General features: G+C 74.1%; 21 protein-coding genes. 16 read left to right on the top strand and 5 right to left on the bottom strand.

What is annotated here, in order from left to right; all coding sequences use genetic code 11:
- Positions 1-50 precede the first annotated feature (50 nt).
- The gene (locus CRV15_RS10095; RefSeq protein WP_003956419.1) at positions 51-419 is read left to right on the top strand and encodes a holo-ACP synthase; all 369 of its coding nucleotides are present in this window, start codon (positions 51-53) and stop codon (positions 417-419) included.
- A gap of 262 nt (positions 420-681) precedes the next feature.
- Here CRV15_RS10095 and CRV15_RS10090 read toward each other — a convergent pair whose 3' ends face one another.
- Positions 682-2826, bottom strand: a complete 2145-nt coding sequence (locus tag CRV15_RS10090; protein ID WP_003961516.1) for a hypothetical protein — start codon at positions 2824-2826, stop codon at positions 682-684.
- 3 nt (positions 2827-2829) lie between these two features.
- Positions 2830-3402, bottom strand: a complete 573-nt coding sequence (locus tag CRV15_RS10085) for a neocarzinostatin apoprotein domain-containing protein (protein ID WP_003961517.1) — start codon at positions 3400-3402, stop codon at positions 2830-2832.
- 271 nt (positions 3403-3673) lie between these two features.
- Here CRV15_RS10085 and CRV15_RS10080 point away from each other — a divergent pair, with 271 nt between their 5' ends.
- From CRV15_RS10080 to CRV15_RS10060, 5 genes are all read left to right on the top strand, one after another.
- Complete coding sequence (locus CRV15_RS10080; protein WP_003961518.1) at positions 3674-5116, top strand: NAD(P)H-hydrate dehydratase; 1443 nt, start codon at positions 3674-3676, stop codon at positions 5114-5116.
- 395 nt (positions 5117-5511) lie between these two features.
- Positions 5512-6702, top strand: coding sequence for an alanine racemase (gene alr / locus CRV15_RS10075; RefSeq protein WP_003961519.1), 1191 nt, complete (start codon positions 5512-5514; stop codon positions 6700-6702).
- Positions 6703-6786: 84 nt separating this feature from the next.
- A complete protein-coding gene (locus CRV15_RS10070; RefSeq protein ID WP_003961520.1) occupies positions 6787-8013 on the top strand; it encodes an alpha/beta fold hydrolase in 1227 nt (408 codons plus the stop codon).
- Complete coding sequence (gene tsaE, locus CRV15_RS10065; RefSeq protein WP_009997315.1) at positions 7985-8542, top strand: tRNA (adenosine(37)-N6)-threonylcarbamoyltransferase complex ATPase subunit type 1 TsaE; 558 nt, start codon at positions 7985-7987, stop codon at positions 8540-8542. Before CRV15_RS10070 ends, tsaE begins: the two co-directional genes overlap by 29 nt.
- 184 nt (positions 8543-8726) lie before the next feature.
- A complete protein-coding gene (locus CRV15_RS10060; protein ID WP_009997316.1) occupies positions 8727-8969 on the top strand; it encodes a hypothetical protein in 243 nt (80 codons plus the stop codon).
- A 167-nt stretch (positions 8970-9136) separates the two neighbouring features.
- On the opposite strand, the gene CRV15_RS10055 is transcribed toward CRV15_RS10060, so the two are convergent.
- Positions 9137-9658, bottom strand: a complete 522-nt coding sequence (locus tag CRV15_RS10055; RefSeq protein ID WP_003961522.1) for a hypothetical protein — start codon at positions 9656-9658, stop codon at positions 9137-9139.
- 161 nt (positions 9659-9819) lie between these two features.
- Between CRV15_RS10055 and tsaB the strand changes: the two genes are divergently transcribed.
- Genes tsaB through CRV15_RS10035 form a run of 4 tightly spaced genes read left to right on the top strand, consistent with a single transcriptional unit; the run spans position 9820 to position 12443 of the window.
- Positions 9820-10482, top strand: a complete 663-nt coding sequence (gene tsaB / locus CRV15_RS10050) for a tRNA (adenosine(37)-N6)-threonylcarbamoyltransferase complex dimerization subunit type 1 TsaB (protein ID WP_003961523.1) — start codon at positions 9820-9822, stop codon at positions 10480-10482.
- Between the two features lie 56 nt (positions 10483-10538).
- Positions 10539-11021 carry a ribosomal protein S18-alanine N-acetyltransferase gene (rimI, locus tag CRV15_RS10045; protein WP_003961524.1) on the top strand — a complete coding sequence of 161 codons (483 nt, stop codon included), beginning with the start codon at positions 10539-10541 and terminating at the stop codon, positions 11019-11021.
- Positions 11014-12147 (top strand): tRNA (adenosine(37)-N6)-threonylcarbamoyltransferase complex transferase subunit TsaD, encoded by a 1134-nt coding sequence (gene tsaD / locus CRV15_RS10040; protein WP_003961525.1) that lies wholly within the window; start codon positions 11014-11016, stop codon positions 12145-12147. Before rimI ends, tsaD begins: the two co-directional genes overlap by 8 nt.
- Positions 12144-12443 (top strand): hypothetical protein, encoded by a 300-nt coding sequence (locus CRV15_RS10035; RefSeq protein WP_003961526.1) that lies wholly within the window; start codon positions 12144-12146, stop codon positions 12441-12443. Before tsaD ends, CRV15_RS10035 begins: the two co-directional genes overlap by 4 nt.
- A gap of 3 nt (positions 12444-12446) precedes the next feature.
- Here CRV15_RS10035 and CRV15_RS10030 read toward each other — a convergent pair whose 3' ends face one another.
- Complete coding sequence (locus CRV15_RS10030) at positions 12447-13124, bottom strand: TetR/AcrR family transcriptional regulator (protein WP_009997319.1); 678 nt, start codon at positions 13122-13124, stop codon at positions 12447-12449.
- 122 nt (positions 13125-13246) lie between these two features.
- Here CRV15_RS10030 and CRV15_RS10025 point away from each other — a divergent pair, with 122 nt between their 5' ends.
- From CRV15_RS10025 to CRV15_RS10015, 3 genes are read left to right on the top strand one after another with little or no spacing between them, the layout of a single operon-like run.
- A complete protein-coding gene (locus tag CRV15_RS10025) occupies positions 13247-14719 on the top strand; it encodes an MFS transporter (RefSeq protein WP_003957105.1) in 1473 nt (490 codons plus the stop codon).
- 43 nt (positions 14720-14762) lie between these two features.
- Positions 14763-15119, top strand: coding sequence for a YciI family protein (locus tag CRV15_RS10020; RefSeq protein WP_003957106.1), 357 nt, complete (start codon positions 14763-14765; stop codon positions 15117-15119).
- Between the two features lie 52 nt (positions 15120-15171).
- Positions 15172-16419 carry an RNA polymerase sigma factor gene (locus CRV15_RS10015; RefSeq protein WP_003957107.1) on the top strand — a complete coding sequence of 416 codons (1248 nt, stop codon included), beginning with the start codon at positions 15172-15174 and terminating at the stop codon, positions 16417-16419.
- Positions 16420-16831: 412 nt separating this feature from the next.
- Here the strand turns inward: CRV15_RS10015 and CRV15_RS10010 are convergent, their stop codons facing one another.
- Positions 16832-18025 carry a THUMP-like domain-containing protein gene (locus tag CRV15_RS10010; protein WP_003957108.1) on the bottom strand — a complete coding sequence of 398 codons (1194 nt, stop codon included), beginning with the start codon at positions 18023-18025 and terminating at the stop codon, positions 16832-16834.
- A gap of 138 nt (positions 18026-18163) precedes the next feature.
- Between CRV15_RS10010 and CRV15_RS10005 the strand changes: the two genes are divergently transcribed.
- From CRV15_RS10005 to groL, 3 genes are all read left to right on the top strand, one after another.
- Positions 18164-19054 (top strand): polysaccharide deacetylase family protein, encoded by an 891-nt coding sequence (locus CRV15_RS10005; RefSeq protein ID WP_003957109.1) that lies wholly within the window; start codon positions 18164-18166, stop codon positions 19052-19054.
- A gap of 261 nt (positions 19055-19315) precedes the next feature.
- Complete coding sequence (gene groES / locus CRV15_RS10000; RefSeq protein WP_003957110.1) at positions 19316-19624, top strand: co-chaperone GroES; 309 nt, start codon at positions 19316-19318, stop codon at positions 19622-19624.
- Positions 19625-19740: 116 nt separating this feature from the next.
- Positions 19741-21363, top strand: coding sequence for a chaperonin GroEL (groL, locus tag CRV15_RS09995; RefSeq protein ID WP_003957111.1), 1623 nt, complete (start codon positions 19741-19743; stop codon positions 21361-21363).
- Positions 21364-21396: the final 33 nt, after the last annotated feature.

The following is a 21396-nucleotide window of genomic DNA, read 5'->3' as shown; positions in this document are numbered from 1 at the left end:
CGACCGCGGTGTACAGGCCGCGGCGGATGATTGCGACGGTGGAGTGATTCATGATCATTGGGGTGGGGATCGATGTGGCCGAGATCGAGCGGTTCGCCGCGTCCCTGAGGCGGACGCCGGGGCTGGCGGACCGTCTCTTCCTCGGTCGGGAGCTGCTGTTGCCGAGCGGGGAGCGGCGCGGTGACGCCTCCCTGGCGGCGCGGTTCGCGGCGAAGGAGGCACTGGCGAAGGCGCTGGGTGCCCCGTCGGGGCTGCACTGGACGGACGCGGAGGTGTATGTCGAGGAGGGCGGACGGCCGCGGCTGCGGGTCACGGGGACGGTCGCGGCGTGCGCGGAGCGGCTGGGGGTGCGCTCCTGGCACATCTCGCTCAGCCATGACGCGGGGGTGGCGTCCGCGGTGGTGATCGCGGAGGGGTGAGGGGCCGGCCCGCCGAGCACCCGGCCGACGAGGCGCTTTCCCGGCTGATCGGCTCCACCCGGAGGGAGCCCGGCCCCGGGGCCGGCCGCGGACACCTCCCCGAGGGGCCCCGACGCCTCGCCGAGGGGCCCCGTTTCCCGTTGGGGACCGTTTTCCCGGGGTCCGTCGCTCCGTTTCCGGTGTGCCGGGGAAAGGCTCGGTCCCTCCCGGCCGATGATCGGGAGGGACCGAGGGTCCTGGGGCCGGGCGCGGTCGGGCCCGGTCAGCCGCGGACTCTGCGGCGCGGGATCAGCGCCGCCGCGCCCAGGGCGACGAGGACGGCGGCCCCGAGGGCGAAGGGGAGCAGCGGCATCCCGGTGGCGGCGAGGTTGCCGTGGGTGACGGGGCCGCCGTCACCCGCTCCGCCCGAGGCGCCGCCGCCCACGGGGCTGTCCACCGGGCCGCCCGTGCCGGGGCTGCCGTCGGTGCCCGGTGTCCCGCCGGACGCTCCGCCGGTGTCGCCGGACCCTCCGGGGCGGTCAGGGCCGTCCGGACCGGCCGGGCCCCCGTCACCGCCCGGTCTGCCCGGTACGGCCGGTGTGCCGGGGTCTTCCGGTCCGCCGGGTCCCCCCGGGCCCGGCGGCGCGAGGACGGACAGTTCGGCGGAGGCGGTGCGCGTCGAGCCGACGGGGTTGGACAGCACCGCCCGGTAGCGGTTGCCGTCGTGTTCCGCGGTGGCCCGGAACTCCAGCTCCGCCCCGGCGGCGCCGACGACGGGACGCCAGGTGTCCCCGAGGTCGGAGCTGACCTCCCAGCCGATCCGCGGCGCGGGCGTTCCCTCGCCCGCGACCGTGAACACGGCCTGTTTCCCGGCCGTCACGGAGACGTTCCGCCGCGGCTGGGCCGTGACCGCCGGGGAGATCCGGCGTTCGCTCCGGACGACCTCACCGGTGCCGGTGGAGAGCGTGTACAGGGTGTGCGCCCGCTCGTCGACGGTCAGCGCCTCCGGGCCGCCCCCGGTCTCCAGCGTCTGGACGGTCCTCCTGCGCGCGGTGTCCACGACGGCGACGGTGCCCGCCGTGGTCTGCCCCGCGTAGAGGGTGCCGGTCGTGGGGTCGACCGCCAGGCTCTTGGGGTTGCCGCCGACCTCGGTCGAGCCGGTGACCTTCCCCGCCGCCAGGTCGACGGTGAAGACCGTGCCCGCCGCCATGTTGGCGACATACGCGGTGCCGTTCGCGGCGTCGACGGCCAGGCCCCTGCTGCCGAGTGCGGTCCGGCCCAGCTCGACGGTGCTCACCCGTTTCCCGGTGGTGCCGTCGACCCCGTGGAGCAGGTTGACGAAGCCGGGTTTCCCGGTCGCGGGGTCGGTCGCCTGGCCGATGTGCACCGTGTACGCCCGGCGGGTCCGGGTGTCCACGGCGAGCGCGCCCGCCGGGAGGCCCAGCCCGGCCGGTGCGCCGACCGCCGTCCAGGAGGTGGTGTCGTAGACCGTCACCGTTCCGTCCCTGGTGCCGACGTAGAGCAGGTCCGCCCCGGGGTCGGCGCCCAGGTGCTGGACGGCCGACGGCGATACGGGGGTGCGGTGGTCGGTGACCCGGCCGGTCCGGGTGTCGTAGGTGGCGATCCGGTCGCCCAGCGCGAGGTGCAGGGTCCGGGAGCCGGCGTCCAGCGCCAGCGCCCCGGCGGCGGCGGGCAGTTCGACGGGTGCGCCGATCCGTTCGCCGGTGGCGGTGTCGTACGTGGTCAGCAGGGGCCGCTCACCGCCGGTGCCGACGTAGAGGCGGCCCGCGGCCGGGTCCACCTCGATGTCCAGCGCGCCGCCCGCGGGGAAGCGGCGGACCTCGTCGTGGCGGACGGTGCCCGGGGGGACCGCCGGGGCGGGGGCCTCACCGCCGCGGAAGGCGATCGGGACGACGACGTCCTGTTCGCGGTCGGCCCCGTGGGTGTGGTCCGCCCGGGTGACCACGGCGCAGGCCCGCTGGGTGCAGTCGGCGCCGCTGTCCTTGGCCTTGACGGTCAGCTCGAAGGTGAAGCCGCCTTTGCCGCCCTGCACGGTGAACGGTTTGACGAGGTCCTTGGCGTAGGGCGGCGGGTTGTTGGAGATCCAGTACGAGGAACCCGAGGTGCCGGACATGTCGGTGCCGCCGAGACAGGGGCCGGGTGCTTCGCCCGCCTTCTCGGGGAGGGCGCAGACGGCGAGGTAGACGCCCTTGGCGGGGTCGTAGCCCGAGCCGGTCGCGGTGACCTTCTGTCCGGCCGGGTCGAGGTCCGCGGTGGCGGAGACCGTCAGTTTCTGCCCCGTGGGCCCGGTGGCCTCCCCGGGGGTGTCCGCCCGCGCCGGGCCCGCGGCGGTGAGCCCCGCCGCGAGCAGCAGCGTGGCCACCACGGCCCGTGGTGTGTTCAGGGGTCCTGTGGTGTGGGTGCGCATGGGTCAGGAGAAGGTCACCGGGACATAGACGTCGTACGCGCGGTCGTTCGCGTCGAAGTGGTCGGCGCGGGTGACGACGGCGCAGCGGACGCCGTTCTGGCCGCAGCTCACGGCGGTGGAGATTTTGGCCTTGACGTGGATGGTCACGGAGAAGGAGCCCCGGCCGCCCGCTGTGGCGGTGTAGGGGGAGGAGTTGTTCGGGGACATCCAGTACCAGTCGTTGTTGATCCAGTGCGAGGCGCCGGTGGTGCCGTTCTGGTCCTGGCCGCCGAGGCACGGGGTCGGCTTGCTGTTCCAGGTGGCCGGGTTGTTGGTGTCGACGCCCGCGGGGATGGCGCACAGGCCCACGTAGATGCCCTGCGACTGGTTGAAGCCGCTGCCGCTCACCGTGATGTTGGCCCCGGACGCGGCGGCCGTGCCGGGCGCGGTCACCGAGAGGGTGTAGGTGGTGCCGCCGTCGGTGACGGTGCGGCCCGCGGTCGCGGCGGATGCGGTGGTGGCGAGGCCCAGGGCGAGGGCACCGGCTCCGATCACGGCGGTGGCGGCTCGGGCGGCGGTGCGGGCGGCAGAGCGCATGAAAAGGACACCTTTCGATGGGTGGGGCGCCGCTCAGCGTCCCACTTAGGTAAGGCAAACCTAAGTTTGCTCGTGAGGGTTCGTCAACCCTCCCCGCGCGCCGTCCGGCGAGCTGTCCGAACGGGCAAGTTCGTTCCGAAGGGGGTGATTTGGGTGACTCGGTCCGCCGCTGTGCCGTCCGCGCTCCGCCGTTCGGTGCCCGGCCCGGAGCCGGGCGCTCCGCCGCTGTGCACCCGGGCGCGGCGGGGCCCGCTGAGGCAGACTCGGGACCATGCGTACCGCTCACCGTGTGGAGAAGGTCCGGGCCGCCGAGGCCGAGCTGATGGCACGGCTCCCGGACGGGGCGCTCATGGCGCGCGCCGCCGCCGGGCTCGCCGCCGCCTGCGCCGATCTGCTCGGCCGGGTGTACGGGGCCCGGGTCGTCCTGCTCGTCGGCAGCGGCGACAACGGCGGCGACACGCTCTGGGCGGGTGCCCGGCTCGCCCGCCGGGGCGCGGCCGTGCACGCGGTGCTGCTCGCGCCGGACCGCGCGCACGCCGCCGGGCTCGCCGCGTTCCAGGCCGCGGGCGGGCGGGTCGCCGACGACCCCTTCGCGGTGCTCAGCGGGGCCGATCTGGTGCTGGACGGGATCACCGGCATCGGCGGCACGGGCGGGCTGCGCCCGGCGGCGGTGCCCGTGGCCCGGGCGGCCCGGGGCTCCGGCGCGGTCGTCGTCGCGGTCGATCTGCCCAGCGGCGTCGAGGCGGACAGCGGCGAGGTCCGCGGGGAGGCCCTGCGGGCGGACGCGACGGTCACCTTCGGCACCGACAAGCCGGGGCTGCTGATCGACCCGGCGCGCGAGCACGCGGGGACCGTGCGGCTGGTCGACATCGGGCTCGGCCCCCATCTGCCGTCCGTCCCCGACGTGGAGTCGCTCCAGCACCCGGATGTGGCGGTGCTGCTGCCGGAGCCGTCGGGGGAGAGCGACAAGTACCGGCGCGGGGTCGTCGGCGTCGCCGCCGGGTCGGCGCGCTACCCGGGCGCCGCGGTCCTCACGGTCGCGGGCGCGCTGCGCGGCGGAGCGGGCGCGGTGCGGTACGTGGGCCCCGAGGGCGCCGCCGTGGTCGCCCGCTTCCCCGAGGCGCTGGTGCACGCCGGGCCGCCCGTGAAGGCGGGCCGGGTGCAGGCGTGGGTCGTCGGGCCGGGCCTCGGCGACGACGAGGACACGGTGGGCCAGGTCCTCGCCTCCGATGTGCCGGTGCTGGTCGACGCCGACGGGCTGCGGCTCCTGGACCCCGACGCGGTCCGCGCCAGGACCGCGCCGACCCTGCTCACCCCGCACGCCGGGGAGGCGGCGGCGCTGCTCGGCCGCGACCGTGCCGAGGTGGAGGCGGGCCGGCTGGACGCGGTGCGCGAACTGTCCGCGCGCTACGGGGCGACGGTCCTGCTCAAGGGCTCGACCACCCTGATCGCGGCCCCCGACCCCCGGCTCCCGGTGCGGGCGGACCCCATGGGAACGCCCTGGCTGGCGACGGCGGGCAGCGGCGATGTCCTCTCCGGCCTCGCCGGCTCCCTCCTCGCCGCCGGTCTGCCCCCGCTCGACGCCGCCTCCTGCGCCGCCTACCTCCACGGCCTCGCCGCCCGCCGCGCCGCCGCCGTGTCCACCCCCATCACCTCCTACGAGGTCGCCGACGCCCTCGGGGCGGCCTGGCGCGACATCCGCACCCCGGACTGACCCCGGCCTCCTCTTTGGCCATGTGCCCGCCGGGCGGCCGACGGGGTCCCGCCGTCGACGGCGTCTCCGCGCCCGACGGAGTCCGGTGGGCCGGGGCTGTGACGTGCCTTCCGGTGGCTGGCGGGGGCTGTCTCCGGCGGCCGGGTGGTCGCGCCGCCGACCCGGGTGGGCCGGTCCCGTACCGGGCGGTCGGGGACCGGGCCCGGGGCCGTCCCCATGGGCGGTGGTCCGCCGTGGGCAGCGGTGCTGTGGCCCCCGGTGCCCGGGGCGTCCGGCGCTGGCGGTGGGGTCCGGGTGGTTCGGCCGGTGGGGCGTGAGGAAGGGCACAGCGGGCGGTGGGGTCAAGGGGGAGTCGCGGACCGGGTGGTCCTGGGCGGCCTGAGAGACTGTGGCGGATGACCCAGACAACGCCGCACACCCGAGCCCGTGCCGAGATCGACCTCGCCGCCCTGCGCGCCAACGTGCGCGCCCTGCGTGCCAGGGCGCCCCGGGCCGGGCTCATGGCGGTGGTGAAGGCCGACGGCTACGGGCACGGCGCGGTGCCCTGCGCGCGGGCCGCGATCGCGGCGGGGGCCGAGTGGATCGGGACCGCCACCCCGGACGAGGCGCTGGCGCTGCGCGCCGCGGGCGTCCCCGGGCGGATCATGTGCTGGCTGTGGACCCCGGGCGGCCCCTGGCGGGAGGGGATCGAGGCCGGGCTCGACATGTCCGTCAGCGGCCTCTGGGCGCTCGACGAGGTCGTCGCCGCCGCCCGCGCCACCGGGCGGACCGCCCGCATCCAGCTCAAGGCCGACACCGGTCTCGGCCGCAACGGCTGCCAGCCCGCCGACTGGGCCGCGCTGGTCGCCGCCGCCCGCGCCGCCGAGGCCGAGGGCGCCGTCCGGATCACCGGGCTCTGGTCCCACTTCGCCTGCGCCGACGAGCCGGGCCACCCCTCCATCGCGCACCAGCTCACCGCGTTCCGCGAGATGGTCGCGCACGCGGAGAAGGAGGGCGCCGACCCCGAGGTCCGGCACATCGCCAACTCCCCGGCGACCCTCACCCTGCCCGAGGCCCACTTCGACCTCGTCCGCCCCGGTATCGCCATGTACGGGGTGTCGCCCAGCCCCGAGATCGGCACCCACCAGGAGCTGGGGCTGCGCCCCGTCATGACGCTCGCCGCCTCGGTCGCCCTGGTCAAGCGGGTGCCCGAGGGGCACGGCGTCAGCTACGGCCACCACTACACCACCCCCGGGGCCACCACCCTCGGACTGATCCCGGTCGGCTACGCGGACGGCGTCCCGCGCCATGCCTCCGGCCGGGGCCCGGTCCTCGTCGGCGGCCGGGTGCGCACGGCGGCGGGCCGGATCGCGATGGACCAGTTCGTCGTGGACCTCGGCGGACAGGAGATCCCCGAGGGCAGCGAGGCCGTCCTCTTCGGCCCCGGCACCCGGGGCGAGCCCAGCGCCGAGGACTGGGCGCGGGCCGCGGGCACCATCGCGTACGAGATCGTCACCCGGATCGGCACCCGGGTGCCGCGCGTGCTGCTGCACGAGGAGCCGGAGCGGGAGCCACTGCCGGGGGCCGTCCCCACGGCCCGGCCCTGATCGCACGACGGCACGACGGCACGACGCACGACGACAGGGCGTAGGACGACACGGCGCACGGCGACGAGGGAGGCGGTCAGCACGGTGAGCGAGACCAGTACGGGGGAGTCCGTCGCGGCCGCGGTGGACGCCGCCGCGGCCGGGAACTGGCGCCGCGCGGGCATGGCCGGAGCCGCGCTCGGCCTGCTCGCCGCGGGCGCCGCCGCGGCCGTCGCCGTCGACCGCCTCACCGTCAGCCGCAGCACCCGCCGCAAGGCCCGCCTCGCCCTGGACACCACCGGGCCGTACGGGGCCCTGCGCGGCACCCCCGGCACCGCGTACGCCGACGACGGCACCGCGCTGTACTACGAGGTCGACGCGGTCGATCCGCAGGTCGCCGCCCCGCGCCGGCGCCGGATCTTCGGCCGTCGCGCCCCCGCCCCCGTCACCGTCGTGTTCAGCCACGGCTACTGCCTGAACCAGGACTGCTGGCACTTCCAGCGCGCCGCCCTGCGCGGACTGGTCCGGACTGTGTACTGGGACCAGCGCAGCCACGGCCGCTCGGACCGGGGCGCCGAGCAGACCGGCCCGGACGCGGTCCCCGTCTCCATCGACCGCCTCGGGCGCGACCTGAAGGCCGTCATCGACGCGGCGGCCCCCGAGGGACCCCTGGTACTGGTGGGCCACTCCATGGGCGGCATGACGATGATGGCCCTCGCCGGGCACTTCCCCGAGCTGGTACGGGAACGGGTCGTCGGGGTCGCCTTCGTCGGGACGTCGAGCGGACGGCTCGGCGAGGTCGACTACGGGCTCCCGGTCGCCGGGGTCAACGCCGTGCGCCGGGTGCTCCCCGGGGTGCTGCGCGCCCTCGGCTCCCGCGCCGAACTGGTGGAACGGGGCCGCCGGGCCACCGCCGACCTGTTCGCGGGCCTGATCAAGCGGTACTCGTTCTCCTCCCGCGACGTGGACCCCGCCGTGGTCCGCTTCGCCGAGCGGATGATCGAGTCCACCCCCATCGACGTGGTCGCGGAGTTCTACCCCGCCTTCGACGAGCACGACAAGGCCGCCGCGCTCCCCGTCTTCGCCGGTATTCCGGCCCTGGTGCTCGCCGGGGACCGGGACCTGGTCACCCCCAGCGGCCACAGCGAGACGATCGCGGATCTGCTGCCCGACGCCGAACTGGTGATCGTGCCCGACGGCGGGCATCTGGTGATGCTGGAGCACCCCGACGCCGTCACCGACCGGCTGGCGGATCTCCTCGTCCGGGCGGGGGCGGTACCGGCAGCGGCTACCGTTGGGCCGTATGGAAGCACCGCACAGCCCGGCGGCTGAGTACTCCGCCGCCCACCTCGCCGTCGACTCCGCCGAAGAGATGCGGGACCTGGGACGGCGGCTCGCCGCACTGCTGCGCCCCGGTGATCTGGTGATGCTCACCGGGGAGCTGGGCGCGGGCAAGACCACGCTCACCCGGGGGCTCGGAGAGGGCCTCGGCGTGCGGGGCGCGGTCACCTCGCCCACCTTCGTCATCGCCCGTGTGCACCCGTCCCTGAGCGGCGGCCCCGCCCTGGTCCATGTGGACGCCTACCGCCTCGGCGGCGGTCTGGACGAGATGGAGGACCTGGACCTCGATGTCTCGCTGCCGGACTCGGTGGTGGTCGTGGAGTGGGGCGACGGCAAGGTCGAGGAACTGTCGGACGACCGGCTGCATGTGGTGATCCACCGGGTGGTCGGCAACGGCACGGTCCCCGGGGACGCGGCGGACACCGCCGACGGGGGTGCCGACGACGCCGATGACCGGCGCAGGGTCACCCTGACGGGCTACGGCTCCCGCTGGTCCGGGGTGGACCTGCCCACCGGCTGAGCCCTGTGCCCCGCCGGTCCGGGCCCGCGCCGCGCCGGACCCGGCGGCCCGCGCGGCTTCCGGGACGAATATTCCGACACGGCGTCGGGAAAATGTTGCGTGGGCCGTGCCGACCGTGGTCACATGGTACGGAGCCCTGGTTAGGTATACCTAACCCAGCCCCCGTGACCACAGGAGGCGACCCATGACGGCACCCGAGCGCGAACTCCAGCCCCACTCCGGGCGGCGGCGGACGACGGCGGACCACCCGCCGGTACGGGCCGTCCGCCCGGCCCCAGGGGCCCCCGGGCGCCAGCCGTCCGCCCCCGCCGCGCTGTCCATGCGCGATCTGCTCGCGTCCTGCGCGGCGGCCAGTGCCCTGTCGACGCCGCCGCGCCCGGCCCCGGCGCGGGGGAGCGACCGCCCCGAGGCGCCCGAGGCCGCCTGAGGTCCGCGCCGTCGCCCGTCGCCCTCCGCCGTACTCCCGTGTCCCGCCCTCCGCCGTACTCCCGCGCAGCCCTCGTGTCCGGTGCGCGCGGGGTCCTTCGTACGGGCGATTTCCGTTTCCGGGCCGGGCGGTCCGGGAAGGGGGCGCCGGATTCACGGGGTCCCGGCCTACGGGACCACGATCACCTTCGAGCCGACCGTGGCGAACCGCCACATCACGTCCCCGTCGCTCCGCATCATCCGCACGCCGCCCGTCTTGCGGTCCGGGTCCGGCTCCGCCATCGAGCCGTTCACGGCGGCACTGAAGCCGATCACCACGTCGCCCAGGTGCGCGAACCGCACCACATGCTCGATCGCCACCCCGTCCGACCCGGTGACCTGCCCCGACCGTGAGGTGACGGAGTAGGAACCCGGCCGGGGATGCACCGTCGACGGCATCACGGCGAAGCTGCGGGCGACCTTGCGGTCCCCGTTGACCAGCCAGATCCTGCGTTCCGACAGGTCGTACACCACCCGGGTCCCGGAGCCCGACTCGGCGGGGAGCCCCTGCGGCCCCCGCGGCTTCAGCCGCTGCCGCTCCTCGGCCGCCGCGTCCGCGCGCGCCTTCTCGGCCGCGGGGGCGCCCGCGGCGGCCCGGTAGCCCAGGAAGCAGACACCGGTCAGAGCGGCCGCCGTCAGCCCCGCCACCATTCCCGCGCTGCTCGGTGCCACGGCGCCCGCCTTTCGTGGTTTCTGCGGTTTCTGCAATTTCTGCGGTCTTTTGAATGTTTATGTCTTCGGCCGACGGTAGCAGCAGGGGCCCGTGGGGACGGGGCGCAATGCCCCCGGCGTGGGAGCCGTAGGCTGTTTGCGTGCTCTTGCTCGCCGTAGATACCGCCACGCCCGCCGTCACCGCCGCCCTGCACGACGGTTCCGCCGTCGTCGCCGAGTCCAGCCGGGTGGACGCGCGCCGCCACGGTGAACTGCTGCTGCCCGCCGTCGACCGGGTCCTCGCCGAGGCCGGGGTGACGCTCGACGCCGTCACCGCCGTGGTCGCGGGCGTCGGCCCCGGCCCCTACACGGGGCTGCGGGTCGGCCTCGTCACCGCCGCCACCTTCGGCTCCGCGCTCGGCGTCCCGGTGTACGGGCTGTGCACCCTCGACGGCCTGGCCTGGGCGAGCGGCCTGGAAGGCCCCTTCGTGGTGGCCACCGACGCCCGCCGCAAGGAGGTCTACTGGGCGCGGTACGACTCCGCGCGCCGACGGGTCGACGGCCCCTCGGTCGACCGGCCCGCGGACATCGCCGAGCGGGTCGCGGGCCTCCCCGCCGTCGGCGCCGGGGCGCTCCTCTACCCCGACACCTTCCCCGACGCCCGCGCCCCCGAGCACGTCTCCGCCGCCGCGCTGGCCTCGCTCGCCGCCGAGAAGCTCGCGGACGACCCCTCAGGGGCGGGCTTCCCGCCGCCGCAGCCGCTCTATCTGCGCCGGCCGGACGCCCAGGTGCCGAAGAACTACAAGGTGGTCACTCCGCAGTGAGCACCACCCCCGCTCCCGCTCCCGCCGCGGCGGGCCCTGAGCCCGTGCTCCGCGAGATGCGCTGGTGGGACATCGCCCCCGTACTCGAACTCGAACACGGGCTGTTCCCGGAGGACGCCTGGTCGCCGGGGATGTTCTGGTCCGAGCTGGCCCACGCCCGCGGTCCCCGCGCCACCCGCCGCTATGTCGTCGCCGAGTCCGCCGGGAAGATCGTCGGCTATGCGGGTCTGGCGGCGGCGGGCGACCTCGGGGACGTCCAGACGATCGCCGTCGCCCCCGGCCGGTGGGGCACGGGGCTGGGCTCCCGCCTCCTGGCCGATCTGCTGCGCCACGCCACAGCCTTCGAGTGCGACGAGGTCTTCCTCGAAGTGCGCGTGGACAACACCAGGGCCCAGAAGCTGTACGAGCGCTTCGGTTTCGAACCCGTCGGTTTCCGCCGGGGCTACTACCAGCCCGGCAATGTCGACGCACTCGTCATGCGGCTCCACCTGCGGCCCCATACGCACGGAAACACTGAGGGAATGCTGTCTGATGGCTGACGAACCGCTCGTACTCGGTATCGAGACCTCCTGCGACGAGACCGGCGTCGGCGTGGTGCGCGGTACGACCCTGCTCGCCGACGCCGTCGCCTCCAGCGTGGACGACCACGCCCGCTTCGGCGGGGTGGTCCCCGAGATCGCCTCCCGGGCGCATCTGGAGGCGATGGTCCCGACGATCGAACGCGCGCTGAAGGAGGCCGGGGTCTCCCCGCGCGACCTGGACGGCATCGCCGTCACCGCGGGCCCCGGGCTCGCGGGCGCGCTGCTGGTCGGCGTGTCGGCGGCCAAGGCGTACGCGTACGCGCTCGGCAAGCCGCTCTACGGGGTGAACCACCTGGCCTCGCACATCTGCGTCGACCAGCTCGAACACGGCAAGCTGCCCGAGCCCACCATGGCCCTGCTGGTCTCCGGCGGGCACTCCTCGCTGCTGCTGGCCCCGGACATCACCAGCGATGTCCGGCCGCTGGGCGCGACCATCGACGACGCGGCGGGCGAGGCGTTCGACAAGATCGCGCGCGTGCTCGACCTCGGCTTCCCCGGCGGCCCGGTCATCGACCGGCTGGCCCGGGAGGGCGACCCGGCGGCGATCGCGTTCCCGCGCGGTCTGACGGGCTCCCGCGACCCCGCGTACGACTTTTCGTTCTCCGGGCTCAAGACCTCCGTCGCCCGCTGGATCGAGGCGAAGCGGGCGGCGGGCGAGCCGGTGCCGGTGCGGGACGTGGCGGCCTCGTTCCAGGAGGCCGTCGTCGACGTACTCACCCGCAAGGCGGTGCGCGCCTGTCTCGACGAGGGCGTCGACCATCTGATGATCGGCGGCGGTGTCGCGGCCAACTCCCGGCTGCGGGCGCTCGCCGCGGAGCGCTGCGAGCGGGCGGGCATCCGGCTGCGGGTGCCCCGGCCGAAGCTCTGCACCGACAACGGGGCGATGGTGGCCGCGCTGGGCGCGGAGATGGTGGCCCGCAACCGGCCGCCGTCGGACCTGGAGCTGTCGGCGGACTCCTCGCTGCCGGTGACGGACCCGCATGTGCCCGGCGACAACCATGGCCACGGCCACGGCCACGGCCACGGTCATGCGCACGACCACGACCATGTGCACGAGATCAGCAAGGACAACCTGTACTCATGACCGCCACGAGCGGCCCCGGGGACGCCGCCGCGCCCGGTGCCCTGACGGTCGCGCTGATGTGGGAGGCCCGCGCGGCGGCGGGCCGGGGCGCGGAGCTCCTGGAGTGGGCCCGCGCCCGGCCGACGGACGGGGAGCCGCTGCGCCGCGAGACCTTCCGCGCGGGCGAGGACCGCGTCCTGGTCATCACCTGGTGGCACGCGCCCGCCCTGGACGCCGCCCTCCCGGAACTCCCCGACCCGGCACCGGGCCTGACCACCCGCCCGGTCCACCGCTGGCGCTTCGAGAGCGTCGGCTGACCCTCAGCCGCGCGCGGCCCGCGCGGGGCCCAGGAGCCCGTCGACGATCGCTGTGAGCTGTTCCCGCACGTCGTACCGTTGCAGCTCCTCCCAGCGGCCGGCCAGCTCCGTCAGCCGCGGCAGCTCCCGCGCGTCCTCCCCGGTGAGCGCCGAAGGGAACGAGGGCCGCCGGTCGGGGTCCGCCGCCCGGCGCTCGCGGGCCGCGGTGAGGACCAGATCGCCGTAGACGAAGTGCCAGACGGTGCGGTACGCGCGCACCGCCCGCGCCTCGTCGAGCCCGCTGTCCAGCGCGCTCTGGACGATCTCCTCGGCCATCCACAGCGCCTTCGGGTCCGTGAGGTCGCCGAGCGCCAGCACCTTCAGCACCCAGGGCATCCGCTTCAGCAGCCCGTGCATATGGACCGCGACCGCGATCATCCGCTCGCGCGGGTCGGCGGGGAGCGCGGGCCTCGGGACCGCCGTCGACGTGCCCGCGAGCGTCAGGAGCAGCAGCTCGTCCTTGTCCCGGACATGGTGGTAGAGCGCCATCGGCGTGCTGCCGACCTCCCGGGCCACCCGCCGCATGGAGACCGCCTCCACCCCCTCCTCGTCGATGATCCGCCGGGCGGCGGCGACGATCGTCTCCGGGCCGAGGCGGCGCGGACGGCCGGGGGCGCGCTTCTTCTTCTCTCCGTCAACCACCTGCGCATTTTCCCTCCATCGAGTGACCGTGCGGCTCCCACGGCACGCCCACTCGTATTTCTATACGCGTATAGTAATCTCTTTTGCGGGGGCCGGAGGGACACGAGGCGGGGAGGGCACCGATGGAGGGTCGGAATCGGGACACGGGCTGGCTGCTGACGGCGGTGCTCCTGGTGCAGTTCATGGTGGCGCTGGACGTGTCCGTGGTGAACGTGGCGCTGCCCGACATGCGCGACGACCTCGGCTTCAGCCCCGGCGGGCTGCAATGGGTCGTGGGCGCGTACGCCCTGGCCTTCGGCGGGCTGCTGATGCTCGGCGGGCGCCTGGCCGACCTCGTCGGCGGACGGCGGATACTCCCCGCGGGCCTGGCTTTCTTCGGGGCGGCGAGCCTCGTCGGCGGGCTGGTCTCCGACCCGGGCGCGCTGATCGCCGCCCGGGCCGCCCAGGGGGTCGGCGCGGCGGCGGTCTCGCCCGTCGCCCTCGCGCTGGTCACCCTGAGCTTCCCCGAGGGGCCCGCCCGCTCGCGGGCGCTCGGCCTGTGGGGTGTCGCGGGCGCGCTCGGCGGCGCCGTCGGGGTGCTCGCCGGGGGGCTGCTCACCGACGCGGCGGGCTGGCGCGCGGTGATGCTGGTGAACGTCCCCATCGTGCTCCTCGCCCTGTTCGCCACCGGCCGCGCCCGGCTGCCCGGCCGCCGTGCCGGGGCGGCCCCGCGGCTGGATCTCGCGGGCGCGCTGCTCGTCACCGCCGGGATGACGCTGCTGGTGCTCGCGGTCGTCCGCACCGAGAGCACGCCCTGGGGCTCCCCCGCGACCCTGCTGCCGCTCGGCGCGGCCCTCGCCCTGCTCGCGGCGTTCGTCGCCGTGGAGCGGCGCACCCCGCTGCCGCTGCTGCGGCTCGGGCTGTTCGGCGTCCGCCCGGTCCTCGGGGCGAACCTCTTCACACTGCTGCTCTGCTCCGGCCAGTTCGCCTCGTTCTACTTCTGCTCGCTCTATATGCAGCAGGTGCTCGGCTGGGACGCGGCGACCACGGGCGCGGCCTTCCTGCCGTTCAGCGCGGGCGTGGTGACCGGGTCGGTGATCGCGACCAAGGTGATCGCCCGGACCGGCACCCGCGATCTGCTGGCCCTGGGCGGGCTGCTCGGCACGGCCGGTCTCGCGCTCTTCGCGTACACCGCCACCCCCGACGGGACCTTCCTGTACTCCATCGTGGCGCCCTCGCTGCTGGCCAGCGTCGGCATCGGGATGAGCTTCGTCCCGCTCGCCACGGCGGCGGTGACCGGGGTGGCGCCCGACGAGGCGGGCATGGCCTCCGGGCTGCTCAGCAGCTCCCGTCAGCTCGGCGGCTCCCTCGGGCTCGCCGTCCTCGTCACCCTCGCCGCCTCCGCCACCGGCTCCGGCACGGACCCGGCGGCCCTCGCGGCGGGGCACCGGACGGCCTACGCGGTGAGCGCGGCCCTGCTGGCGCTGGGGACTCTGCTCGCTTTTGTCCTGCTTCCGGGGAGGTCCCGGGGCGCGTCGGAGGACCCCGGCGAAAAAAATCAGAAAGATTCCGGCGGAGATGTCGATCCGCAGGTCTCCCGTTCGACGCAGGGGTGAGAGACGGGGAAAGGCCCTGGCTCACCCCACCCGAGGAGTCACCATGCCGCGCTTCATGACGTTGATCCGCATCGACGAGCAGAACGTCCCCGCCGAGGGCATCAGCGAGGGCTTGCAGCAGCGGATGGGGGAGCTTCTGCAAGAGATCACCAAGGCCGGGGTCATGCTGGAGACCGCCGGGCTCGCACCCAGCTCCGAGGGCACCCGGGTCACCTGGTCCGGCGGACGGATCAGCTCCACGGACGGGCCGTTCACCGAGTCCAAGGAGGTCATCGGCGGGTACGCGATCCTCCAGGCCAAGGACAAGGCCGAGGCCATCGAGTGGACCAAGCGCTTCCTCCAGGTCCACGAGGAGTACTGGACGATCACCTCCGAGGTCCGGGAGATCGTCGGGGGCTGACCTCCCCGTCCGGCTGTTTGCCCCCCGTTCGCGCGGGTGTTCTGATGGCCCGGTGACAGCAGCGAACGCGGTGGAAGCGGTCTACCGGATCGAGTCGGCGCGGATCATCGCCGGTGTCACCCGGATCGTCCGCGATGTCGGCATAGCCGAGGAGATCGCGCAGGACGCCCTGGTCGCCGCGTTGGAACGCTGGCCCGAGTCAGGCGTCCCGGACAACCCGGGCGCCTGGCTCATGGCCACCGCGAAACACCGCGCCATCGATCTCGTCCGGCGCAAGGAGACCTACGCGCGCAAGCTGGCCGAGGTGGGACGGGCGCTGGAGGACATCCCCCCGCCGGAGCCCGCCGACCCGGCCGGGATCGACGACGATGTGCTGCGGCTCGTCTTCACCGCCTGCCACCCGGTGCTCTCCACCGACGCCCGGATCGCGCTCACCCTCCGGCTCGTCGGCGGGCTGACCACCGAGGAGATCGCCCGCGCCTTCCTCACCCGCGAGCCGACCGTCGCCCAGCGGATCGTGCGCGCCAAACGCACCCTCGCGGGCGCGGGCGTCCCCTTCGAGGTGCCCTACGGCCAGGAGCGCGCCGCCCGGCTCGGCTCCGTCCTGGAGGTCATCTACCTGATCTTCAACGAGGGCTACTCCGCCACGGCGGGCGACGACTGGCTGCGCCCCGCGCTCTGCGAGGACGCGACCCGTCTGGCCCGGGTGCTCACGGGGCTCGTCCCGCAGGAGCCGGAGGCGCACGGGCTGGCCGCGCTGCTGGAGCTCCAGGCGTCCCGCACCGCCGCGCGCACCGGCCCGGACGGGCAGCCGGTGCTGCTCGCCGACCAGAACCGCGCCCGCTGGGACCGGCTCCTCATCCGCCGGGGCTTCCTCGCGCTCGAACGCGGCAGGGAACGGGCCGAGGCGCCCGGCCCCTATCTGCTCCAGGCGGCCATCGCGGCGTGCCACGCGCGGGCGCCGCGGTACGAGGACACCGACTGGGCCACCATCGCGGCGCTGTACGGGCAGCTCGCCCGGGTCGCCCCCTCCCCGGTGGTCGAACTCAACCGCGCGGTCGCCGTCTCCATGTCCGAGGGGCCCGGGGCGGCCCTGGCCCTCGTCGACGCCCTCGCCGAGGCGCCCGCGCTGCGCGACTACCATCTGCTGCCCAGCGTCCGCGCCGACCTCCTCGCCCGCCTCGGCCGCACCACGGAGGCCCGCGCCGAACTCCACCGCGCCGCCACCCTCACCCGCAACGCCGCCGAACGCTCCCTGCTGCTGACCCGCGCTGAACGGCTGCTCCCGCCCCGTGCGTGAGCGGACCACCGCCCCGCCCCGGGACGGTTCCCCGGGGCGCGTGCGCCCTCACCCTCTGCCCCTGCCCCGTCCCTGGGCCGGCTGTTTGCCTTGGCCCTGCGGGTGAGTGGGCCGTGGGGACGCGTGGCTGCCGGGAGCGGAGCGCGCGCCCCTGGCTCTTGGGCCGGGCGTCCGCCTCCGTCCTGCGGCGGGTGAGCCGAAGGGGTGCCGCGGGTGCCGGGAGCAGAGAGCAGGCCCCCGCCTCGTGGGCTCTTGGGCCGGGCGTTTGCCTCGCCCCTGTGTTTTTGGGCTGGACGTCTGCCTTGTCCTCGGGGCGAGTGAGCCGAAGGGGTGCCGCGGGTGCCGAAAGTGGAGAGCGCGCGCAGGCCGTGAGGAACGAGCGGCCGAGCACGGTCGACCGTCGGCGCACGCTTCAGCGCCCCGGAGGCGAACCGAGCCACAAAGAAAGGGGCTGTCCGATGAGCATGCTTGGGGCGCCGTCGACCCTGGTGAGGAAGACCGTCGCCATGTTCGGCCCCTTGGGCTTGACGCGGCGGCGGACTTCTTCCGGTTCCACCGCGGAGCCGCGTTTTTTCACGGTCAGGGTGCCGATCTCCCGTTCGCGTACCAGTGCTTTGAGGTTCTTCAGATGGAACGGGAGTACATCCGTGATCTCGTACGCGGTGGTGAACGGCGGCCCGGGGTGTGCCTCGTCGGAGGTGATGTAGGCGATGGTCGCGTCGATGAGCCCGCCGTTCAGCTCTTCGGCGATCTCGGCGACGAGGTGGGCCCGGATCGCCGCGCCGTCCGGTTCGTACAGGTAGCGGCCGACGGGCCGTACCGGCGGGTCGGGCAGTCGCCGTCCGGTGAGTGAGTGTCCGCCGGGGAGCAGCGTGGCCCGTACGGTGCCGGGTTCGGTGCCCGACCACAGCACGGCTTCCTTGACGTCTCCCTCGTACGAGATCCATTCCGCGGCGAAGTCGTCGGGGACGAGTTCGTGCGGCACTCCGGGGGCGATTTTCAGTGCGGCGTGGGGGCGGGTGCGGGCGGAGGCGATGGCCCAGGACAGGGGAGGGGAGTAGGACTCGGGGTCGAAGATGCGGCCCCGGCCGCCGCGGCGGGCCGGGTCGACGAAGACGGCGTCGTATGCCGTGGTGTCGACCTCGGTGACGTCGGCTTCGCGTACCTCGATCAGTTCCGTGAGCCCGAGGGCGCGGGCGTTGGCGCGGGCCACGGACGCGGTCAGCGGGTCGCGGTCCACGGCCAGGACCCGGATGCCCGCGCGGGCGAGCGCGATCGCGTCTCCGCCGATGCCGCTGCACAGGTCGGCGACGGAGCGTACCCCGAGTGCGGCGAAGCGTCCGGCGCGGTATTCGGCGACGGCCTTCCGTGTCGCCTGTTCGACGCCGTGGGGGGTGAAGTACATGCGGTGCGCGTCCTCGGCGCCGAATTTCGCCACCGCGCGCTGTCGCAGCCGGGCCTGCCCGATCGCCGCGGACACCAGCTCGGCCGGGTGGGTGCGGCGCAGCCGGGTGGCGATCGCCAGTTCCCGCGCGGGGTCGTGGTCGCGCAGGGTGCCCAGCAGGGCCTGGCCCTCGTCGGTGAGGAGCGGGGAGAGGTCGTTCACCCGGCCATTGTGGGCCAGCCGGGGGACGGTCCGCTTCCGGTGGCGGTGTCGGAGCGGCCGGGCGCCGGTGTCCTGCCAGGATCGAGCGCCATGAAGCTGAACAGACAAAAGGAAAAAAATACCGCAAAGCTCAGACGGGTGAAACGGCGCAGGACCGCCGCCGCTGCCGCCGCGCTGCTCGCCGCCCTCGCCACGTCCGCGTGCACGGCCGGGGACGGCGCGGGCGGCGGCGCCCCCGGCCCGCAGGCGGCGCGGCGGCAGGCGGGGCCGCCCGGGTCGCCGGTCGACAGGGCCGAGCGGGCCCGCCGGACCCAGGCGCTGCGGGCCGCGGCGGCGGCGAAATGGGGGCTGGACCGGGTCCCGCTCGTCGCACCCCCGCCGCCCGCCGCCAAGCCGGAGCTGACCACCCGGGCGGGCTTCGAGGTGGCGGGCCACGACACGCTGCCGCCGGTCTTCACCACCGTCCCGGTGACCGAACGGGTCGTCTTCCTCACCATCGACGACGGCCGGGAGAAGGACCCGGAGCTGCTGCGGATGATGTCCGAGCTCCAGATCCCGTACAGCTCGTTCCTCAGCGACTACCTGATCAGCGACGACTATCCGTACTTCCAGGAGATGCGCGACCGGGGCACCGCCCTGCACAACCACACCCTGAACCACCGCTATATGCCCGGTCTCGACTACGCCGCGCAGAAACGGGAGATCTGCGGCCAGCAGGACCGGCTCGCCCGGCGGTACGGGCAGCGCCCGCCGCTCTTCCGCCCGCCGTACGGGAACTACAACCAGGACACCCTGCGCGCGGCCAAGGCGTGCGGGATCAAGGCCGTGCCGCTCTGGGCGGCGGAGGCGTTCCCCGACCGCATGGAGTGGCGGGAGTGGGACCGGGATCTGCACCCCGGGGACATCATCCTCACCCACTTCCGGGGGACGGACGAGTGGGACGGCACCATGCCCGACATGATCCGCCAGGTCATGCGGACCGTCACGGAGAAGGGATACGCGGTGGCCCGGCTGGAGGACTACGTCTGAGGGCGCCCGGGAGGGCCCGGCGGGGGGCGGGCCGGCGGCGGCCGGAGGGGCCGGGCGCGTCCGTCCGGGGTGACGCCAGGGGGTCGTATCTGGCACTCCGCTTGACCGAGTGCTAAGCGCGGTCATAGTCTCGCTCTGGCACTCCCCACAGGAGAGTGCCAACACAGCGACGGGCAGGTCCGGCACCCGCGACGACGGATCGACCTGGTCGCCACCTCAGACAGTTAACCCCGTGAGATCTCCGAAGGGGGAGGTCGGATCGTGACGACCACCAGCTCCAAGGTTGCCATCAAGCCGCTCGAGGACCGCATCGTGGTCCAGCCGCTCGACGCCGAGCAGACCACGGCCTCCGGCCTGGTCATCCCGGACACCGCGAAGGAGAAGCCCCAGGAGGGCGTCGTCCTCGCCGTGGGCCCGGGCCGTTTCGAGAACGGCGAGCGCCTGCCGCTCGACGTCCAGGTCGGCGACGTCGTGCTCTACAGCAAGTACGGCGGCACCGAGGTGAAGTACAGCGGCGAGGAGTACCTCGTCCTCTCGGCCCGCGACGTGCTCGCGATCATCGAGAAGTAATTCACCCCAGTTTTTCGTACATCGCGCCCCTGGCCCCGCCGAATGACACCATCCGGGCGCCGGGGGCGCGATGTTTGTCTAGCGGTTCGTATCACGAAGAGGACTGAGACGCTCCCATGGCGAAGATCCTGAAGTTCGACGAGGACGCCCGTCGCGCCCTTGAGCGCGGCGTCAACAAGCTCGCCGACACCGTCAAGGTGACCATCGGCCCCAAGGGCCGCAATGTCGTCATCGACAAGAAGTTCGGTGCCCCCACCATCACCAACGACGGTGTGACGATCGCCCGCGAGGTGGAGATCGAGGACCCGTACGAGAACCTGGGCGCCCAGCTCGTGAAGGAGGTGGCGACCAAGACCAACGACATCGCGGGTGACGGCACCACCACCGCCACCGTGCTGGCCCAGGCGCTGGTCCGCGAGGGTCTGCGCAACGTCGCCGCGGGCGCCTCCCCGGCCTCCGTGAAGAAGGGCATCGACGCCGCGGTCAAGGCCGTCTCCGAGGAGCTTCTCGCGACCGCCCGTCCGATCGAGGACAAGTCCGACATCGCCGCCGTCGCCGCGCTCTCCGCGCAGGACACGCAGGTCGGCGAGCTGGTCGGCGAGGCCATGGACAAGGTCGGCAAGGACGGCGTCATCACCGTCGAGGAGTCCAACACCTTCGGTCTGGAGCTGGACTTCACCGAGGGCATGGCCTTCGACAAGGGCTACCTCTCCCCGTACATGGTCACCGACCAGGAGCGGATGGAGGCCGTCCTGGAGGACCCGTACATCCTCATCAACCAGGGCAAGATCTCCGCGATCCAGGACCTGCTGCCGCTGCTGGAGAAGGTCATCCAGGCGGGTGGCTCCAAGCCGCTGCTGATCATCGCCGAGGACGTCGAGGGCGAGGCCCTGTCCACCCTCGTCGTGAACAAGATCCGCGGCACGTTCAACGCCGTGGCCGTCAAGGCCCCCGGCTTCGGCGACCGCCGCAAGGCGATGCTCCAGGACATGGCCATCCTCACCGGTGCCACCGTCATCGCCGAGGAGGTCGGCCTCAAGCTCGACCAGGCCGGTCTGGACGTGCTGGGCACCGCCCGCCGCGTCACCATCACCAAGGACGACACCACCATCGTCGACGGTGGCGGCAGCTCCGAGGACGTCGCGGCCCGCGTCGCCCAGATCAAGGCCGAGATCGAGACCACCGACTCGGACTGGGACCGCGAGAAGCTCCAGGAGCGCCTGGCCAAGCTGGCCGGCGGTGTCTGCGTGATCCGTGTCGGCGCCGCCACCGAGGTGGAGCTGAAGGAGAAGAAGCACCGTCTGGAGGACGCCATCTCCGCGACCCGCGCCGCGGTCGAGGAGGGCATCGTCTCCGGTGGTGGCTCCGCGCTCGTCCACGCCGTGAAGGTGCTGGAGGGCAACCTCGGCAAGGAGGGCGACGAGGCCACCGGTGTCGCCGTCGTCCGCCGCGCCGCCGTCGAGCCGCTGCGCTGGATCGCCGAGAACGCCGGCCTGGAGGGCTACGTCATCGTCTCCAAGGTCGCCGAGCTGGAGAAGGGCCAGGGCTACAACGCCGCCTCCGGCGAGTACGGCGACCTGGTCAAGGCCGGTGTCATCGACCCGGTCAAGGTCACCCGTTCCGCCCTGGAGAACGCCGCCTCCATCGCCTCCCTGCTGCTCACGACCGAGACCCTGGTCGTCGAGAAGAAGGAAGAGGAGCCGGCGGACGCGGGCCACGGTCACGGCCACTCCCACTGAGGACCGGATGACCCACTGAGGACCGGACCGCCC

Origin of the sequence: Streptomyces clavuligerus, from assembly GCF_005519465.1 — a bacterium.
Classification (GTDB): domain Bacteria; phylum Actinomycetota; class Actinomycetes; order Streptomycetales; family Streptomycetaceae; genus Streptomyces; species Streptomyces clavuligerus.
This window is presented reverse-complemented; position numbering and strand designations above follow the sequence as displayed.

Coding starts and splice junctions, on each gene's coding strand:
- alr (WP_003961519.1), top strand. CDS start 5,512: ATGACCCAGACAACGCCGCACACCCGAGCCCGTGCCGAGATCGACCTC.
- tsaE (WP_009997315.1), top strand. CDS start 7,985: ATGGAAGCACCGCACAGCCCGGCGGCTGAGTACTCCGCCGCCCACCTC.
- CRV15_RS10035 (WP_003961526.1), top strand. CDS start 12,144: ATGACCGCCACGAGCGGCCCCGGGGACGCCGCCGCGCCCGGTGCCCTG.
- CRV15_RS10085 (WP_003961517.1), bottom strand. CDS start 3,402: ATGCGCTCTGCCGCCCGCACCGCCGCCCGAGCCGCCACCGCCGTGATC.
- groL (WP_003957111.1), top strand. CDS start 19,741: ATGGCGAAGATCCTGAAGTTCGACGAGGACGCCCGTCGCGCCCTTGAG.
- tsaD (WP_003961525.1), top strand. CDS start 11,014: ATGGCTGACGAACCGCTCGTACTCGGTATCGAGACCTCCTGCGACGAG.
- CRV15_RS10090 (WP_003961516.1), bottom strand. CDS start 2,826: ATGCGCACCCACACCACAGGACCCCTGAACACACCACGGGCCGTGGTG.
- CRV15_RS10095 (WP_003956419.1), top strand. CDS start 51: ATGATCATTGGGGTGGGGATCGATGTGGCCGAGATCGAGCGGTTCGCC.
- CRV15_RS10055 (WP_003961522.1), bottom strand. CDS start 9,658: ATGGTGGCGGGGCTGACGGCGGCCGCTCTGACCGGTGTCTGCTTCCTG.
- CRV15_RS10080 (WP_003961518.1), top strand. CDS start 3,674: ATGCGTACCGCTCACCGTGTGGAGAAGGTCCGGGCCGCCGAGGCCGAG.
- rimI (WP_003961524.1), top strand. CDS start 10,539: ATGCGCTGGTGGGACATCGCCCCCGTACTCGAACTCGAACACGGGCTG.
- CRV15_RS10025 (WP_003957105.1), top strand. CDS start 13,247: ATGGAGGGTCGGAATCGGGACACGGGCTGGCTGCTGACGGCGGTGCTC.
- CRV15_RS10060 (WP_009997316.1), top strand. CDS start 8,727: ATGACGGCACCCGAGCGCGAACTCCAGCCCCACTCCGGGCGGCGGCGG.
- CRV15_RS10020 (WP_003957106.1), top strand. CDS start 14,763: ATGCCGCGCTTCATGACGTTGATCCGCATCGACGAGCAGAACGTCCCC.